The organism is Sphingomonas suaedae, assembly GCF_007833215.1.
In the GTDB taxonomy this organism is placed as follows: domain Bacteria; phylum Pseudomonadota; class Alphaproteobacteria; order Sphingomonadales; family Sphingomonadaceae; genus Sphingomonas; species Sphingomonas suaedae.
Genome location: NZ_CP042239.1, coordinates 150,920 through 167,679, shown reverse-complemented (window position 1 = coordinate 167,679; position 16,760 = coordinate 150,920). Strand labels below are relative to the sequence as shown.

Below are 16,760 nucleotides of genomic sequence, written 5' to 3'. Positions count from 1 at the left end.
GCCGAAACGGCGGAAATCACTGTCTGGAAGCTATGACCGGATTGACCGCCCCGGGCAAGCGGGCACCTACCCGCTCGAATCCCCGGTTGGTGCGGGTTCTGTGGTCATATCGAGCCGTTCGACCCGGAAGCGGGGTTCCCGAACGCGACGATGGGTGCCTGTCACCGTGCCCCACAGCGCGGTAAGGGTGAAACGCTCCACGCGGTACATGCCCGGCCCGTCTGCCGCGCTGGACTTCGCATAGACGCGGCTCTTGATCTGCGCGACGACCGGATCGATCCAGTCCTTCGACGCATTGCTGTCGCGCAGCACTTCGATATCGTCGACGCTGCCATCGGGACGAACCCAGAAGCCGATATCCGCCCAGCGTTTATCGACCTTCGGCTCGTTCCAATGTTCGGCGCGGACCGTGGTGGTCTCGCCAATTCCCTGCCGGGCGCCGCCGCGCGGATCGTACCAGTCGATGGTGAGCGGCTCCATCTTCAACAGCATCGGCGCCTGGCCCGGCTGGGTCCGCAACGTCGCGATCAGCGCATCGACATTGTCGGGCTTGCCCTCGGCCCGGTCGAACCGCGCGGACAGGATGCGCGCGGCCAGCCGGATCTGGGCCATCGCCGGTTCGTCCCATTCGAGCAGCGGCGCGAGCAGCCGCCGCGCATCGCCGCGCCCTCCGCGAAGATGCACGAGCGCAGCGAGCCGTACTGCCGCGATCCCCTGTACGGCTTTCTGCCCCGACCGCTCGGCCGCGTCATGCGCCGCCTCCAGCACCGTGATTGCGGCCGGAATATTGCCAAGGCTGGTCTGGGTCCGCGCGACCTCGATCTGGGCGAGCAGGACTTCGGGCGCCTCGGCGGGCAATCCGGCCTTGAGCGCGCGGACCATGCCGTGCGCGCGGCGCTCATATTCCTTGCCTTCGCCCAGATGCGCGGCAATGCGCGATGCGGCGCGATAGAGTGCCGACACTTCCCGCGGATGCGCCTCCGCATGACGACGATTGCGCCCCGTGGCACCGCGGAGCACGCCGCGCGCATCCTGATATGCGCCCTCGACGAACAGCGCCTCGGCATAGCGGAGCGAGGCAGCCATATCCTGAAGCGGCGGACATTTGCGCGCCAGGCACGCTTCGTAGTCGCGCCGGGCACTGTCGACCTGTCCGGTGATGACGATCGTGGGAGTATCGTCCGGCGCAGGCTTGTCCTGGACCGGCGCGGCCGCGAGCGCGGCGATCAGCGAGATGAGGTACGCGGTCACATCTGTCTCCAATTGCACTGCGCAGCCTCGCCCGTCAGCCGCCCCCGGTCAAGCGCGACGCAAGCGGTTCAGGTCATTCGACCGTCACCGACTTCGCGAGGTTGCGGGGCTGATCGACATCGGTGCCCTTGGCCACGGCCACGTGATAGGCGAGCAACTGTACCGGCACCGCGTAGACGATCGGGGCGATCAGCGGGTGGACGCGCGGCATCTCGATGGTCGCGAGGCAATTGTCGCCCGCCGCGGCGATCCCCTCGGCGTCGGAGATCAGCACCACCTTGCCGCCCCGCGCCTGCACCTCCTGCATGTTGCTGACCGTCTTTTCGAACAACGGGCCACTAGGCGCGATGACGATGACCGGCACATTCTCGTCGATCAGCGCGATCGGGCCGTGCTTCATCTCGCCCGCCGCATAACCCTCGGCGTGGATATAGCTGATCTCTTTGAGCTTCAGCGCGCCTTCCATCGCAAGCGGATAGTCGGTGCCACGGCCAAGATAGAGCACGTCCCGCGCACCCGCGACGCTGCCGGCCATCGCCTCAATCGCCTCATCCCGGCTCAGCGCATCGTTGAGCGCGGCGGGGGCTTCGGCGAGGTGAAGGACGATTTCCTTCTCCTCCTCCCGCGTCATCCGCCCCTTCGCCTTGGCGAGGTTGGCGGCGAGCGCGGCGAGGACGGCGAGCTGGCAGGTGAACGCCTTGGTCGAGGCAACGCCGATCTCCGGCCCGGCATGGGTGGGCAGCAGCAGGTCGGCCTCACGCGCCATCGTGCTGGTCGGCACGTTGACGACGGCCGCAATCGTCTGCCCCTCCGCCTTGGCGTGGCGCAGGGCGGCGAGCGTGTCCGCGGTCTCCCCCGACTGGCTGATGACGATCATCAAGCCGCCCGGCTCCATCACCGGCGCGCGGTAGCGGAACTCGCTGGCAACATCGATGTCGACCGCAACGCGCGCAAACTGCTCGAACCAGTATTTGGCGACCATGCCGGCATAATAGCTGGTTCCGCAGGCAACGATGGTGACGCGCCGGATCGCCGACAGGTCGAATTCGGGGATCGGAAGTGTCACTTCCTCTTCGAGCCGCTGGAGGTAGCCGCGCAGCGTCTGCGCGACGACGATGGGCTGCTCGTAAATCTCCTTCGCCATGAAATGGCGGTGGTTGCCCTTGTCGATCAGCTGGCCCGAGGCGCCCGAATTGACGATCGGGCGCTCGACGGGGTTGTTCTCGACGTCATAGACCTGCGTGCCGTCGCGGGTGAGGACGACCCAGTCGCCCTCCTCCAGATAGGAGATACGCTGGGTCAGCGGCGCGAGCGCGAGCGCGTCGGAACCGAGATAGGTTTCTCCCTCGCCATAGCCCACCACCAAAGGCGAACCGAGCCGCGCGCCGATCAGCATGTCGGGATGGCTGCGGAACAGGATGGCGAGCGCGAAGGCGCCGTGCAGGCGGGGGAGCACCGCCTTGACCGCCGCGACCGGGTCCAGCCCGGCCTCGACCTGCTCGCTCACCAGATGCGCGACGATCTCGGTATCGGTCTCGCTCTCGAACACGCGGCCGCGCGCCAGCAGTTCTTCGCGTAGCGGCTTGAAATTCTCGATAATGCCGTTGTGCACCAAAGCGACCTCGCCGGTGGCGTGCGGGTGGGCATTGTTGGTGGTAGGACCACCATGGGTGGCCCAGCGGGTATGGGCGATGCCGACATTGCCGGGCAGCGGGTCCTCGGCCAGCACCTTGCCGAGGTTGACGAGCTTGCCCGATGCGCGGCGACGCGCGATGCCGCTATCAACGATCGTGGCGATGCCCGCCGAGTCATAGCCGCGATACTCCAGCCGCTTCAGGCCGTCGAGCAGCCGGTCGGCAACAGCGTCATTGCCCAGGATTCCAACGATTCCACACATGGGGTCTGCTCTCGACTCTAGAGGGTATAGGGAACGCGGATGCCCGGCATGTTCGCCGGGAAATCCTTGGTGTTGCGGGTGACGAGGATGGCGCCATTGACCTGAGCCGCAGCCAGAATCATGGCGTCCAGTAATTTCATCCGGCTCTTGAAACGGATATCGGCTGCGACCATCGCAGTGCGTTGATCCAGCTCCACGATTTCAAACGGTTGGAGCAAGGCGCGGACCTCCTCCCGCGTCGCTGCGGGCTCACCGGCCAGCACTTCGGTCCAGACGATGCGGCTGATCCGGTGGCGCGGATAGCGCGACAGTTCGAGCGATGCTTGCGGTCGATCGAGCAGCCAGTCGATCAGGATATTCGTGTCAAAAAACGGATCGCTCACGAGTGCGGATCGCGATCTTGCCGCATCTCTCGCTGATACTCGACCGCATCGCCAATATCCTTTCGGTGCTTCCAATAACCAGCGCCGCGCGCGATCCAGTCCTTGCTCGCTTCGGCGCGATAGGCCGAGATGGCTTCACGGACCACTGCGGCACGCGATTTGCCCTGCTCGGCCGCCTGAGCGTCGAGCCACTTGATGTCCTCATCGGGAAGATCGGCAAGGATGCGAGTCATTGACCGCCTGATATCATATAATGATATCATGTCAATGCGGGAAGTTGGTATCGACAAAGCTCCGCATGAATTCGAGTGGGTCCGGCTCATGCCCCTGTGCGGCGATGAACTTCACCCGGCCCTTGGTCCAGACCTCGTTGATCGCGCCGGCCATGCCCTCGGGAAACTGCATCCGTTGAACGACGATGCTGCGCCAGTCACCAGTCCCGCCGAACAGTTCACGAAACTTGGGCTCCATCGCGGTCAGCGCCGCATCGCTGTCCGCATCGAGCGCGCCGATCGCATCAAGCACATAGGCGTCGAGCAGCTTCAGGAACGGTTTTCCTTCGTAGATATCGGTCATTTCGCTGCCTTTCGTGCAGCCATCGCCGCACGGAACCGCTTGGCCCAGCCGGGCAGGCCGGTCTGTTCCGGGCGGACCAGCGCGAGCGCATCGGCCTCGACATCCTTGGTCACCACGCTCCCCGCGCCGACGATCGCGCCCTCCCCAATTGTCACCGGGGCGACCAGCGCGCTGTTCGACCCGACGAACGCCCCTGCCCCGATCACGGTCGGATATTTGAAGAAGCCGTCATAGTTGCAGGTGATCGTGCCCGCGCCGATATTCGCGCCCTCGCCCACCTGCGCATCGCCCAGATAGGTCAGGTGATTGGCCTTGGCGCCCTTGCCCAGCACAGCTTTCTTGGTCTCGACGAAATTGCCGATCTTGCTCTTCTCGCCCAGCACCGTGCCGGGGCGCAGCCGGGCATAGGGGCCGACTTCCGCGCCGGTCGCGATGCTCGCGCCCTCGATATGGCAAAAGGCACGGATGATGACGCCGTCCGCGACGCTCACGCCAGGCCCGAACACCACGTTCGGCTCAACCGTCACATCGCGGCCCAGCACCGTATCGTGCGCGAACCACACCGTCTCCGGCGCGGTCAGCGTCGCGCCATCGGCCATCGCCTGCGCCCGCCGCGCCGCCTGCCAGCGGTCCTCGGCATAGGCCAGTTCGGCGCGGCTGTTGATCCCGATCACCTCATCGGCAACGGTCTCGACCACCACCGCACGATCGCCATCGGCCAGCGCGAGCATGACGATGTCGGGCAGATAATATTCCCCCGCCGCATTGTCGTTGCCCACCCGGTCGAGCAGCGGCCACAGATCGGCGGCGCGCACCGCCGTGACGCCGGAGTTGCACAGATCGACCGCGCGCTCATCTGGCGTGGCGTCCTTGAACTCGACCATCTTGGCGATCACGCCGTCGCCGTCGGCAATGATCCGGCCATAGGCCTTGGCATCGTCGGGGCGAAAGCCGAGCACCGCGACGCGCGGCGCGTCGGCCGCATCGAGCCGCGCGGCCATCGCCGCGATCGTCTGGGCCGACAGGAAGGGCGTGTCGCCGAACGCGACGATCACGGTGCCGTCAAACCCCGCCAGCGCTTCACGTGCCATCAGCGTCGCGTGCGCCGTGCCGAGCTGTTCGGCCTGATGCGCGATCCGCACGCCGAGCGAGGCGACCGCCGCCTCGACCTGCTCGCGCCGTGCGCCGACCACGACGACCTTCTCCGCCGCGCCTGCCGCCGTGAACGCATCGGTCAGGTGCAGCAGCATCGGCTTTCCGGCGATCGGATGCAGCACCTTGTGCGTATCGGACTTCATCCGCGTCCCGCTTCCGGCGGCAAGGATGATCGCGGCGATCGGGCGCGTCGTCATAGGTGCAATACTCCCCTGGCCCGCGCCCCTGCCATGAAGATGTTGCAATTTCCATAGCGGTACAGGCATTTGACCGGCGATGACCGATTTCCCCTTCAATATCGTCGGATTCGACCTCGACGGCACCTTGCTCGACACCAGCGCCGATTTGCTCGCGGCTACCAACCATGCGCTGGCATCGGTGGATCGCCCCACCCTGTCGCCCGACCGCATCAAGACGATGATCGGCGGCGGGGCGAAGAATATGCTGAAGCAAGGGCTGACAGAGTCGGGCGGCTATGACGAAGCGGTGATGGCGAAAGCCTATCCGGCGCTGCTGGAATTCTATGGCGACAATCTCTCCCACGGCACGGTGCCGTTTGCGGGACTCGAACAGGCACTGGACGATCTGGAGGCGCGCGGGGTCAGGCTCGCCATCGTTACCAACAAGTTCGAACGGTTTGCGACACGGCTGGTGCGCGAAATGGCGCTGCACCAGCGCTTTGCGTGCGTGATCGGCGGCGACACGATGGGCAAAGGCAATTCAAAACCCTCCCCCGCCCCGATCCATGAAATGGTAGCGCGCTGTGGGGGCGGACGTGCGGCGTTTGTCGGCGATTCGATCTATGACATCATGGCCGCGAAAAATGCGGGCATTCCCAACATCGCCGTCAGCTTCGGCTTCCTGCTGCAGCCCGTAGAAGAACTCGGCGCCGATGCGGTGATCGACGGCTATGACGAACTGGTGCCCGCGCTTATCCGGCTGGGCGATAGCCGGAGCGCCACTTCGTCCACAAATGCCGCGCCAGCATGAGCGGCGGCATCCGCAGCCAATGACCGCGCAGGTAGAAAGCCAGCTCGGTCAGCTTGCGCGTACGCCGTCCCCATCCATCGCGGGCGAGCAGGCGGCGGATATAGGGACGGTCGGCAAGCGCGGGCGCGGTGCCCTCTCCGAACAGATATGTCGATAGCCGCACTGCGCGCTCGACTTCGCGCGTCAGCCCATGGTGCGCGGCACAGGCGGCGAGCTTGAGATCGAACCCGTCGCCGCCGAACTCGTCGAGCAGGCAGCGGATATCCCACAGATTGCGCAGCCCCCCCTGCACATCGCCATCGGCCAGCAGATGCGCCGCGCCATGCACGATCATCCCCTCGGGCGGCAAAACCGACAGACCATTGCCCAACGGCACCGCGCTGGCGATCAGCGCCGTCGCGTCGGGCGTCACCCGCGCAGTGAGCGGAAGGATCGTGTGGTGGACGTCGATCATCCGGTCGCGTTCGCGATGGATCAGCGGCGGCAGCTCGTGCATCCAGCGGCGATAATAGGTGGCGTCATAGGGATCGGGCTTCACCCATTCCCAGCCTGCCGCCAGCAGCAACGCCTCCGCCTCCTCGATCCGCTCGCGCGGAACCAGGATGTCGAGATCGCCAATCTGTCGCCCCTGCCCTGCCGACAGCCCCGCCGCGACAAAGGCAGTACCCTTGAGCAGCACGACAGGTATGCCGGACGACGCCAGCGCACGCCGCGCCATCTCCGCCTCCCATAGCGCTGCCAGCCGCCCGTGCTCTGCCGCCGCCCGCGCGTCTGCCAGCACCCGCGCCGCCGCTGGCGGGATCGCCAGCCCCTCGACGCGGTGCGCCAGGGTCCCGATCAACGTCTCCGCCCGCGCCGCGCACAGAAGCTCGGTCCAGCCTTGGGCGTCAAGCGCCAGCACCGACGCCGGATCGCGCAGTGCGCGGGCGACCATCGCGCCGCTCACGCCCGCTCCCCCCACAACTGCTCGACCAGCGCAATTGCGCCAGCGGTATCGGGATAGTCGATCGCCCGCGCCGGCACGCCGCGCACCAGCCCGGTCAGCGCGTCGAACCCCGCCTCTCCCAGCGCGACATAGTTGGTCGAGGCTTGCGTCAGCCGCACGAAGCACTCGCTCGGCTCCAAGACGCGTTCGGCGACAGCATGGCCGAACGCGGGGAACAGGATCAGCGCGGGCTTTGCCGGCGCGTCCATTGCCGCGATTGCACGGGAATCAGGGACGAGATGGCGGATATCGCCCTTCGGCGTCCCTGCCAGCAACGGCCCCCAGCGCGCATCGGGCAACGCCGCTTCCATCACCCCGATCGCCTCATTCTTGAGGCTGATCAGCCGCGGAAAGCCGTGCAGCATCCCGGTTGCCGGGTCGAGCAACGCGAACTCGTCGCCCATCAGCCGCCACCCGCGCGCCATCAGCAGCGCAGCCAGCGTCGATTTGCCCGCCCCGCTCTCACCGGTCATCAGCAGCGCGCGCCCGTCCTTCTCCACTGCCGATGCGTGAATCAGCAGATAGCGTCGCTGGCCGAGCGCCATTTGCAGGTTCATCGCCATTTCGCCGGCCAATATCCCTTGCGCCAGCGGCAGTGGCGCAGCCTCCGGAATCACGAAATCGCCTCCCAGATGCACCGCCGGGCGCAGCCAGCGGCGCCAGGGTCGCGCGGCGAACAGCCGCACGGTGAAATCGGGGATGCCGTCCTGCGGTGGCGGATAGTCTCGATACAGCTCGTTCAGCGCGGCGATCGGCGCGCGCCAGTCGCTGCCGATGCGAAAACCCACCGGCCCGATTCGCAGCATCGCGTGGTGACGCATCACAGCCGCTCCACCAGTCCGGCATCGACCAGCTCGTCGAGCCGCGCGGCCAAGGCGTTGCGGTCGGGATCGATCAGGTCGTGCGCCTGCGTCAGCGCCGCCAGTGTCGCGTCGAGCGTCAACGGCGCGGCCTGAAGCACGGCGAGCAGCTCCGGCACCGGCGAATCGACCAGATGGGTGATGCCCGACGCGCGGTGATAGATCAGGGTGAGCGCATCGAGCGGCTCGATCCGCAGCGTCGCTACGGACGCGGCGCGGTATCGGGTTATGGCTGTTCCCATATCGTCATCCCCGCGAACGCGGGGACCCATCTTCTGTCGTCGCCCAACGAGACCACAGCCGTGGGTCGCCTAAAAGGCCGGGGAGATGGGCTCCCGCTTTCGCGGGGATGACGGTTGAGGGAGATCGCACAGCGGGGATTACCCGCGCGGCATCTGGAGCGACGCGAAACAGGTGAAGCCGCTCGTCCCGCGCTGAAGGCGGCGGATGTAATTGGTATAGGCACGGCTCTGGTCATAGGTCGTGCCGGGCAGGTTCGCGCCGTTCAGCGCCTGTTTCACCTCTTCTCCCCGAAACGCGCGGCCCGCCGGCGGAAACGCGCCCTGCGTTCCCGCAGGAACCAATGATCCGTCGGCGGCGATGTAATTGCCCGCACGCCCGGCATCGGGAACCGGAATTTCGCAATTGAGCACCGATCCCGCGCTCTGGGCGAGCGCCGGCTTGATCGACACGATCGCCGACGCGCTCGCGGCACCGAGCATGAGTGCGCGGCGGCTGGGTCCCTTGGGAGGCGTGGTTTCGGCCATGATGTTCCTTCCCTCGCACATGTGCCTTTCATAAAGGTGAATCCGGCGCAAGCGCTCGCAGCGTTCGTCGGGATCGGTTAGAGCGGGATCATGCCGAGCTTGACCCAACCACGCACCTCCTTCGCCCTTGTCGCGATCCTCGCAACCGCGATCACCGCATGGCTCGCCGCTGGCGCGGAGGCGGGAGCGATCGCGCTGGTCGGCTCGGCGCTCGCGGCGCTGATCGCGTCGCCCGCGCCCGAGGAAACGAGCGCTCCGCTGTCGCCCGACACCGTCGGACCGGCCGCCCCGGTCCGCATCGCCGACGCGATCGAGGCGGTGTTCGAACCGATGCTGCTGGTCGAGGCGCAACGGGTCGCGAGCGCGAACCGGGCGGCGCGCGCGCTGCTGGGCGAGCATATATTGGGGGAGGATGTGCGCGTCGCGATCCGCCATCCCGCCGCTGCCGAACGGCTGCTCAGTCCCGATGACGGCGCTCCGGGCGGACCGATCCATCTGGTCGGCCTGGGAACGCACGATCAGCGTTGGGAAATGCGCGTCCGTGCTCTGTCCCCCGCGACACGGATCGTGCATCTGAGCGACCGGACCGGCGCCCATGCCGCCGATCGCATCCGGGTCGATTTCGTCGCCAATGCCAGCCACGAATTGCGTACCCCGCTGGCCTCGATCCTCGGCTTCATCGAAACGTTGGAGGATGCCGCCGACGATCCGGAAACGCGCTCGCGCTTTCTCAAGGTGATGGATACCGAGGCGCGCCGGATGCAGCGGCTGATCGACGACCTCATGTCGCTGTCGCGGATCGAGGCGGAGAAATATCGCGCGCCCGACCATTCGGTCGATCTCGCCCAATTGATCGGCCAGGTGAAGGACGAGCTTGCCGCGCTCGCCCCCGATCGCGCCGCCGACATCGCGCTCGAGATCGAGACGGTTCCCCCCGTGCGCGGCGATCAGGTCCAGCTGTCCCAGCTGCTCCACAACATCATCGGCAATGCGATGAAATATGGGCGCCCCGGCCATCCCGTCACGGTCGGTCTGCGCCGGGCCGGGACCGCGATGGTGCGGCTTTCGGTGCGCGACGAGGGCGAAGGGATTGCGCCCGAGCACCTTCCCCGCCTCACCGAACGCTTTTATCGCGTCGATTCGAGCCGCAGCCGCGCGGCGGGCGGCACGGGTCTGGGTCTTGCCATCGTCAAGCATATCGTCGAGCGCCACCGGGGGCGTCTCGACATCGCCAGCACGGTCGGGGACGGGACGACGGTCACCATTTTGCTTCCAACCGCCCCTGTTTCTGGCCCGATTCCCGGGCCTGTGTCATCATAACGTCACGGATTTGCAACAGAGGCCGCGCGAGCGGGGCCGATAGCCGGTCTCACCGAATCGAACGTCATCCTTGGGGATCTTCACATGCGCCGCCTTACCCTGATCGCGCTTTCTGCGCTCTCGCTCTCTGCTTGCGGCGGAGGGGGTGGCCAGGCGTCGCGCGACCAGATCAAGATCGTCGGCTCCTCGACCGTCTATCCGTTCACCACGATGGTTGCCGAGCAGTTCGTCAACTCGGGCAGCTTCAAGGCGCCGGTGATCGAGTCGACCGGCACCGGCGGCGGCATGAAGCTGTTCTGCGCGGGCGTCGGCCCGCAGCACCCGGACATGACCAACGCCTCGCGCCGGATGACGGCATCCGAATTCGACCTGTGCCAGCGCAACGGCGTGACCGATATCCTCGAGGTTCAGGTCGGAATGGACGGCATTGCCTTTGCCGAGTCGGTTGACGGGCCGAAGATCAAGCTGACGCTCGCCGAAGCCTATCGCGCACTCGCCGCCAACCCGATGGGCAAGCCCAACACCGCCAAGCTGTGGTCGGACATCAACCCGGCGCTGCCCGCCGTGCCGATCTCGATCATGGGCCCGCCCGCGACCAGCGGCACCCGCGATTCGCTGCACGAACTCATCATGCACCCCGGCTGCGAAGAAGCCTATCCCGAGGTCAAGGAGATCGAGAAGACGGACAAGGACAAGGCCACCGAGCTTTGCACCCGCGTCCGCGAGGACGGCGCCTATGTCGATTCGGGGGAGAACGACAATCTGATCGTCCAGAAGCTGGCCGCCAATCCAAACGCCATCGGCGTGTTCGGCTATTCCTATCTTGAGGAAAATGCGGGTCGCCTGAAGGGCGTACCCGTCAACGGCGTCGAGCCGAGCTACGAAGCGATCTCGTCGGGCCGGTATCCCGGCGCGCGCGCGATGTTCATCTATGTCAAGAAACAGCATCTGAAGGCCGTTCCGGGGATCAACGAATTCCTGGCTCAGTACACCAAGATGTGGGATCCCGAAGGCCCGCTGACCAAGCGCGGCATGATCGCCTCGTCCGACGCGGCGCGCGCCAAGGCGAGCGAGACGATCGCACAGGGCACGCCGATGCAGCGCAGCGACCTTGAATAGTCCCGCGCCTCTTCGCTTGACCCCTCGTCACCAGATAGGCGGCTTCGACCGGTGAACGTTTTCGCTCTCCTGTTCCTTGTCCTCGGCCTTGGCCTGATCGCCTGGCTGACGGCGCGTGCCCGCGCGGCGCGACTGTCCCGCGGTATCGCAGCGCGGCGGCTGCACAGTCTGCCCAGCCAACATGGCTGGTACGTCGCCACCTGGGCGGTCGTCCCGGCGCTGATCTTCATCGTCGTGTGGGCCAATATCAGCCCGGGGCTGATCACAGAATCGGTGCTGGCCAGCCCCGCTGCGGCGCAGCTTCCGGGTTTCGGCTTCGAACGGGAGACGATCCTCAACGAAGCCTATAGCCTCGCCCAGGGGAGCAGCCAGGGCGCCTTCTATCCCGTCGCGGAACAGCTTGCGCCCGCTTATGCGGAGGCGATCACCCGCTATAACTGGATCGGCACCGCGATTGCGCTGATCCTCGCCTTTGCGTTCGGGGCGCTCGCCTTCACCCGTGTGAAGCCCGATTTCCGCGCGCGCACCCGGTTCGAACGCGCGGTGATGCTGCTGCTTCTGGTCGCGTCGCTGATCGCGATCCTGACCACGCTCGGCATCTTCCTCTCGCTGATCTTCGAGAGCGTCCGCTTCTTCTCGATCGTCCCCGTCACCGATTTCCTGTTCGGCCTGAACTGGAGCCCCCAGGTCATCCGCGCCGACGATCCCGGCGCGAATCTGGGCGCGCTCCCACTATTTTGGGGCACCTTCTTCATCGGCGCAGTCATCGCGATGTTGATCGCCATCCCCTTCGGACTGATGAGCGCGATCTACCTCACCCAATATGCGCCGCGCAGCTTCCGCGCCTGGATGAAGCCGATCCTCGAGATCCTCGCCGGCGTGCCGACGGTCGTGTACGGCTATTTCGCCGCGCTGACCGTGGGGCCGCTGATCCGCGATTTCGCGGTGATGCTGGGCTTCCAGTTCGCCTCGGCGGAAAGCGCGCTGTCGGCGGGCCTCGTCATGGGAATCATGATCATCCCGTTCGTCTCGTCGATGGCGGACGATTCGATCGCGGCGGTGCCGACCGCGATGCGCGACGGCAGCCTGGCGATGGGCGCGACGACCAGCGAGACGATCAAGCGCGTGCTGATCCCCGCCGCACTGCCCGGCGTGGTCGCGGGCATCCTGCTCGCGGTCAGCCGTGCGATCGGCGAGACGATGATCGTGGTGATGGCAGCGTCCGGCGCCGCCAATATCACGCTCAATCCGTTCGAAGGCGCGACCACCGTCACCAAACAGATCGTCGATCTGCTGACCGGCGAGACCGCGTTCGACAGCCCCAAGACGCTTGCCGCATTCGCGCTGGGCCTGACGCTGTTCATGATTACCTTCGTCCTCAACATCGTCGCGCTGCGCGTCGTCAAAAAGTATCGCGAAGCCTATGAGTGAGACCCTCGTTCCGCAGCTCCCCACCCGCCCCGAGGAGCCCGCATCCGCGGCGCCGACCGGCTGGAAGAGCGATTCGATGCAGAAGCGTATCCGCGCCCGCTATGCCCGGGAGCGTCGCTTCCGCATGTGGGGGCTGGCGGCGGTCATCGGATCGGCCGGTTTCCTCGCCTTCTTGCTCGTCACGATGCTGTGGCAGGGCATTGGCGGATTCCAGCGTGCGGAAATCGCGCTGCCGATCGATTTCAAAGCTGCCGCACTCGAAGTGACGCCCGAGCAATTGCGCGGCAAGGGCGCCGATCTCGCGCTCGCCAGCGCCGGGCTGAACGATGTCGTGGCCAACGCCGCCGTTGCAGCGTTCGGTCCTGACGGCCCCGACTATATCTCCGAAAGCGCATGGGTGACGGTGCGCGACGAACTCAAGGCGCGGCCGGAACTGCTACAGGGGCGCGCATCGATCGACGTCCCCGCCTCCTCGCCGATTGCGCTGGCTGCCAAGGGCGACGGCAACGATCCGGCGGTCACCCGCGTCGCGACGCGGCTGCGGGACGAGGGGACGCTGACTCAAGGGTTCAACATCGATTTCCTGACCGGATCGGACGCCACCGATCCCACCGGAGTGGGCATCTGGGGCGCACTCAAGGGTTCGCTGCTGACGATGTTCATCACGCTGATGATCGCATTTCCGATCGGCGTGTTCTCGGCGATCTATCTTGAGGAATATGCCCCGCGAAACCGCTGGACCGACCTGATCGAGGTTTCGATCAACAATCTGGCCGCGGTCCCGTCGATCATCTTCGGTCTGCTCGGCCTCGCCGTGTTCCTCAATTTCCTGCACCTCCCCCGCTCCGCACCGCTGGTCGGCGGAATGACGCTGGCGCTGATGATCATGCCGGTTATCGTGATCGCCGGGCGCAACGCGATCAAGGCGGTGCCACCATCGATCCGCGACGCAGCGCTCGGTATCGGCGCGAGCCGAATCCAGGTGGTGTTCCACCACGTTCTCCCGCTCGCGCTGCCGGGCATCCTGACCGGCACGATCATCGGCATGGCGCGTGCGCTGGGCGAGACCGCGCCGCTGCTGCTGATCGGAATGCGCGCCTTCATCGTCACCCCGCCGGGCGGCGTGTTCGATCCCGCGACGGTGCTGCCGGTGCAGATTTTCCTCTGGTCCGATCAGGTCAGCCGCGGCTTTGTCGAAAAGACCAGCGCCGCGATCATCGTCCTGCTGATCTTCCTGCTCGCGATGAATGCCGTCGCCATCTATCTTCGCAACCGATTCGAGACCCGCTGGTAATGACCCAAGCCGATTATGCACACACCGCCATCGACAGCGCCGCACCGGCGCAGAATGGCAGCACACCCAAGATGTCGGCGCGTGGCGTCAACGTCTATTATGGTGAGAAACAGGCCATCAACGACGTGTCGATCGACGTCGATATGGACAATGTCACCGCATTCATCGGGCCGTCGGGCTGCGGCAAGTCGACATTCCTCCGCACGCTCAACCGCATGAACGACACCGTCGCCAGCGCGCGGGTCGAGGGCAAGATCACGCTCGATGGCGAGGACATCTACGACAAGTCGATGGACGTAGTGCAGCTGCGTGCGCGCGTCGGCATGGTGTTCCAGAAGCCGAACCCCTTCCCGAAATCGATCTACGAGAATGTCGCCTATGGTCCCCGCATCCACGGGCTGGCGCGATCCAAGAGCGACATGGACCAGATCGTCGAGCGGTCGCTGCGCCGCGCGGGGTTGTTCGAGGAAGTGAAGGACCGGCTGCAGGACAGCGGTACCGCGCTGTCGGGCGGGCAGCAACAGCGGCTGTGCATCGCACGCGCCATCGCGGTCGACCCCGAGGTCATCCTGATGGACGAGCCCTGCTCCGCGCTCGATCCGATCGCGACGGCGAAGATCGAGGAGCTGATCCACGAGCTGCGCGGCAAATACGCGATCGTGATCGTCACGCATAACATGCAGCAGGCCGCGCGCGTCAGCCAGCGCACCGCGTTCTTCCACCTCGGCACGCTTGTCGAATATGGCGAAACGGACCAGATATTCACGGCGCCCCGTCAGGAGCGCACCAAAGACTATATTACCGGAAGGTACGGATAATGGTGACCGGCCACGAACATACGGTCAAAGCGTTCGACGAGGATATCAAGCATCTGCGCGCATTGATCTCGCAGATGGGCGGGCTTGCCGAACAGGCGATCGGCGATGCCATGCTGGCGCTGGAACGCAACGATACCGCGCTGGCCAAGGATGTCCGCAAGAAGGACAAGGCGATCGACGCAATCGAGGCGGAGGTCGAGAAGCTCGCCGTCCGCGTGATCGCGCTGCGCGCGCCGATGGCCGACGATCTGCGGGAGGTCGTGGCCGCGCTCAAGATTGCCGCCGTGGTCGAGCGGATCGGCGACTATGCCAAGAATATCGCCAAGCGCGTGCCGCTGGTCCACACACCCGGCGCGGAACGGATCGAGGCGATTTCGCTGCTGCCCGCCATGGCGAACATGGCGAGCGAGATGGTGCACGACGTGCTCGACGCCTTCTCCGCCCGCGATGCCGAGGCCGCAATCCGCGTGTGCGAGCGCGACAACCGGTTGGACGACTTCTACGACAGTATCTTCCGCACGCTCGTGACCTATATGGTCGAAAATCCCCGCACGATCAGCGAAGTCGCACACCTGCTGTTCGTCGCCAAGAATATCGAGCGGATCGGCGACCACGCGACCAACGTCGCCGAAATGGTCTATTTCGCCGCGACCGGCAATTACATGGCCGATCGCGACACGATCGAAGTGCCGGAGGCCTGAGATGAGCCGCGCTCGTATGCTGCTGGTCGAGGACGATGCCGCACTCGCCGAACTCCTCACCTATCATTTCAAGCGTGAGGATTTCGACGTGCGCCACACGCCGGACGGCGAAGAAGCGCTGTTGCTCGCCAAGGAAAGCGCGCCCGACATCGTCCTGCTCGACTGGATGGTCGAGAGTCTTTCCGGGATCGAGGTCTGCCGCCGCCTGCGCCGGATGAGCGAAACGGCCAACGTCCCGATCATCATGCTCACCGCGCGCGGCGAGGAAGAGGACCGCGTCCGCGGTCTCGAAACCGGCGCCGACGATTATGTCACCAAGCCGTTCAGTCCGCGCGAGCTGGTGGCGCGCGTCGGCGCGGTGCTGCGCCGCGTGCGCCCTGCACTGGCTGGCGAGGCGCTGACCTATGGCGACATCGAGATGGACACGGTCGGCCATAAGGTACGCCGCGGCGGCGAAGTCGTACCGCTCGGCCCGACCGAGTTCCGGCTGCTCAAGCATTTCCTGGAGCATCCGGGCTGGGTGTTCTCGCGCGAGCGGCTGCTCGACGCGGTCTGGGGGCATGACAGCGACATCGAAAGCCGCACGGTCGACGTTCATATCCGTCGGCTGCGCAAGGCGATCAATATCGGCAACCGCCCCGACATCATCCGCACGGTGCGCTCGGCCGGCTATTCGCTCGACGCGGGGAATTAGGGAAAAAATCCGGACCTGAGGCGTTGGCGGTCCGAGCATTGCGCTCCGATTGCGTTACGCCCCGATCGCGTTGCGCGATCGCGTAACGAATGTCAGGAGATTCCCGATGAAACTGATCGCTCTTGCCGCCGCGCTTGCCCTTTCCGGCGGTGCCGCGCTCGCGCAGGATGCCGCCGCACCCGCAGCCCCCACCACGACCGAAGCGACCCCTGCGGCGCAAGACCCGACCGGCGGCTATCAGCCGACTGCCCCGGCGATGTCGGCGCAGCCCCAGCCCGGGCAGCAGGTGATTTTCCAGCCGTCGAAGTCACCGAGCGAAGCCTATCCCCCGCCCCCCGCGATGGCCGACTATCCCGTCTGCAAGAAAGGGCAGTATGACAATTGCCGCCAGCGCGGCGGTTGACCTCCCTGCTGGGCGCGGCGATCGCGCCGCGCCCAAAGGCCTACCCCCGCTTCACGATCCAGTGCCGCTTGCGCAAACGCAGCATCGGCACACCGCAATATTCGCAAACACTCTCA

19 protein-coding genes are annotated in these 16,760 nt (G+C 65.9%); 9 read left to right on the top strand and 10 right to left on the bottom strand.

Going from position 1 to position 16,760, the window contains the following annotated elements; translation table 11 throughout:
- Positions 1–66: 66 nt before the first annotated feature.
- The 6 genes from FPZ54_RS00755 to glmU form a co-directional block, all read right to left on the bottom strand.
- Positions 67–1,251: a hypothetical protein gene (locus FPZ54_RS00755; RefSeq protein WP_145844252.1), complete on the bottom strand. Its 1,185-nt coding sequence runs from the start codon at positions 1,249–1,251 to the stop codon at positions 67–69.
- Between the two features lie 73 nt (positions 1,252–1,324).
- The gene (glmS, locus tag FPZ54_RS00750) at positions 1,325–3,148 is read right to left on the bottom strand and encodes a glutamine--fructose-6-phosphate transaminase (isomerizing) (protein ID WP_145844251.1); all 1,824 of its coding nucleotides are present in this window, start codon (positions 3,146–3,148) and stop codon (positions 1,325–1,327) included.
- 17 nt (positions 3,149–3,165) lie between these two features.
- Positions 3,166–3,531 (bottom strand): type II toxin-antitoxin system VapC family toxin, encoded by a 366-nt coding sequence (locus FPZ54_RS00745; protein WP_145844249.1) that lies wholly within the window; start codon positions 3,529–3,531, stop codon positions 3,166–3,168.
- On the bottom strand, positions 3,528–3,764 hold the full coding sequence (locus tag FPZ54_RS00740; RefSeq protein WP_145844248.1) for a ribbon-helix-helix protein, CopG family: 237 nt from the start codon (positions 3,762–3,764) through the stop codon (positions 3,528–3,530). The genes FPZ54_RS00745 and FPZ54_RS00740 overlap by 4 nt, the downstream gene beginning before the upstream one ends.
- Positions 3,765–3,795: 31 nt before the next feature.
- Entirely contained in the window at positions 3,796–4,107 is a 312-nt protein-coding gene (locus FPZ54_RS00735; RefSeq protein ID WP_145844246.1) for a hypothetical protein, read from the bottom strand.
- Positions 4,104–5,459 carry a bifunctional UDP-N-acetylglucosamine diphosphorylase/glucosamine-1-phosphate N-acetyltransferase GlmU gene (gene glmU, locus FPZ54_RS00730; RefSeq protein WP_145844244.1) on the bottom strand — a complete coding sequence of 452 codons (1,356 nt, stop codon included), beginning with the start codon at positions 5,457–5,459 and terminating at the stop codon, positions 4,104–4,106. The genes FPZ54_RS00735 and glmU overlap by 4 nt, the downstream gene beginning before the upstream one ends.
- Before the next feature lie 79 nt (positions 5,460–5,538).
- Here glmU and FPZ54_RS00725 point away from each other — a divergent pair, with 79 nt between their 5' ends.
- Complete coding sequence (locus FPZ54_RS00725; RefSeq protein ID WP_145844243.1) at positions 5,539–6,252, top strand: HAD-IA family hydrolase; 714 nt, start codon at positions 5,539–5,541, stop codon at positions 6,250–6,252.
- Here the strand turns inward: FPZ54_RS00725 and FPZ54_RS00720 are convergent.
- The 4 genes from FPZ54_RS00720 to FPZ54_RS00705 form a co-directional block, all read right to left on the bottom strand.
- Positions 6,194–7,198, bottom strand: a complete 1,005-nt coding sequence (locus FPZ54_RS00720; protein ID WP_145844241.1) for a nucleotidyltransferase domain-containing protein — start codon at positions 7,196–7,198, stop codon at positions 6,194–6,196. The genes FPZ54_RS00725 and FPZ54_RS00720 overlap by 59 nt on opposite strands.
- A complete protein-coding gene (locus FPZ54_RS00715) occupies positions 7,195–8,058 on the bottom strand; it encodes an HprK-related kinase A (protein ID WP_145844239.1) in 864 nt (287 codons plus the stop codon). The genes FPZ54_RS00720 and FPZ54_RS00715 overlap by 4 nt, the downstream gene beginning before the upstream one ends.
- The gene (locus tag FPZ54_RS00710) at positions 8,058–8,339 is read right to left on the bottom strand and encodes an HPr-rel-A system PqqD family peptide chaperone (protein ID WP_145844237.1); all 282 of its coding nucleotides are present in this window, start codon (positions 8,337–8,339) and stop codon (positions 8,058–8,060) included. The genes FPZ54_RS00715 and FPZ54_RS00710 overlap by 1 nt, the downstream gene beginning before the upstream one ends.
- Positions 8,340–8,477: 138 nt before the next feature.
- Positions 8,478–8,864, bottom strand: coding sequence for a hypothetical protein (locus FPZ54_RS00705; RefSeq protein WP_145844235.1), 387 nt, complete (start codon positions 8,862–8,864; stop codon positions 8,478–8,480).
- A 90-nt stretch (positions 8,865–8,954) separates the two neighbouring features.
- On the opposite strand from FPZ54_RS00705, the gene FPZ54_RS00700 reads away from it, so the two are divergent.
- The 8 genes from FPZ54_RS00700 (at position 8,955) to FPZ54_RS00665 (ending at position 16,644) form a co-directional block, all read left to right on the top strand.
- Complete coding sequence (locus FPZ54_RS00700; RefSeq protein WP_145844234.1) at positions 8,955–10,184, top strand: ATP-binding protein; 1,230 nt, start codon at positions 8,955–8,957, stop codon at positions 10,182–10,184.
- An 84-nt stretch (positions 10,185–10,268) separates the two neighbouring features.
- Positions 10,269–11,303, top strand: a complete 1,035-nt coding sequence (locus FPZ54_RS00695; RefSeq protein ID WP_145844232.1) for a substrate-binding domain-containing protein — start codon at positions 10,269–10,271, stop codon at positions 11,301–11,303.
- A 51-nt stretch (positions 11,304–11,354) separates the two neighbouring features.
- Positions 11,355–12,734: a phosphate ABC transporter permease subunit PstC gene (gene pstC, locus FPZ54_RS00690; protein WP_145844230.1), complete on the top strand. Its 1,380-nt coding sequence runs from the start codon at positions 11,355–11,357 to the stop codon at positions 12,732–12,734.
- Complete coding sequence (gene pstA, locus FPZ54_RS00685) at positions 12,727–14,028, top strand: phosphate ABC transporter permease PstA (RefSeq protein WP_145844229.1); 1,302 nt, start codon at positions 12,727–12,729, stop codon at positions 14,026–14,028. Before pstC ends, pstA begins: the two co-directional genes overlap by 8 nt.
- Before the next feature lie 71 nt (positions 14,029–14,099).
- Entirely contained in the window at positions 14,100–14,846 is a 747-nt protein-coding gene (gene pstB, locus FPZ54_RS00680; protein ID WP_239019838.1) for a phosphate ABC transporter ATP-binding protein PstB, read from the top strand.
- Positions 14,846–15,547: a phosphate signaling complex protein PhoU gene (phoU, locus tag FPZ54_RS00675; protein WP_145844225.1), complete on the top strand. Its 702-nt coding sequence runs from the start codon at positions 14,846–14,848 to the stop codon at positions 15,545–15,547. Before pstB ends, phoU begins: the two co-directional genes overlap by 1 nt.
- 1 nt (position 15,548) lies before the next feature.
- Positions 15,549–16,241: a phosphate regulon transcriptional regulator PhoB gene (gene phoB, locus FPZ54_RS00670; protein ID WP_145844224.1), complete on the top strand. Its 693-nt coding sequence runs from the start codon at positions 15,549–15,551 to the stop codon at positions 16,239–16,241.
- Positions 16,242–16,347: 106 nt separating this feature from the next.
- Positions 16,348–16,644: a hypothetical protein gene (locus FPZ54_RS00665; protein WP_145844222.1), complete on the top strand. Its 297-nt coding sequence runs from the start codon at positions 16,348–16,350 to the stop codon at positions 16,642–16,644.
- The last annotated feature ends 116 nt before the right edge of the window (positions 16,645–16,760 follow it).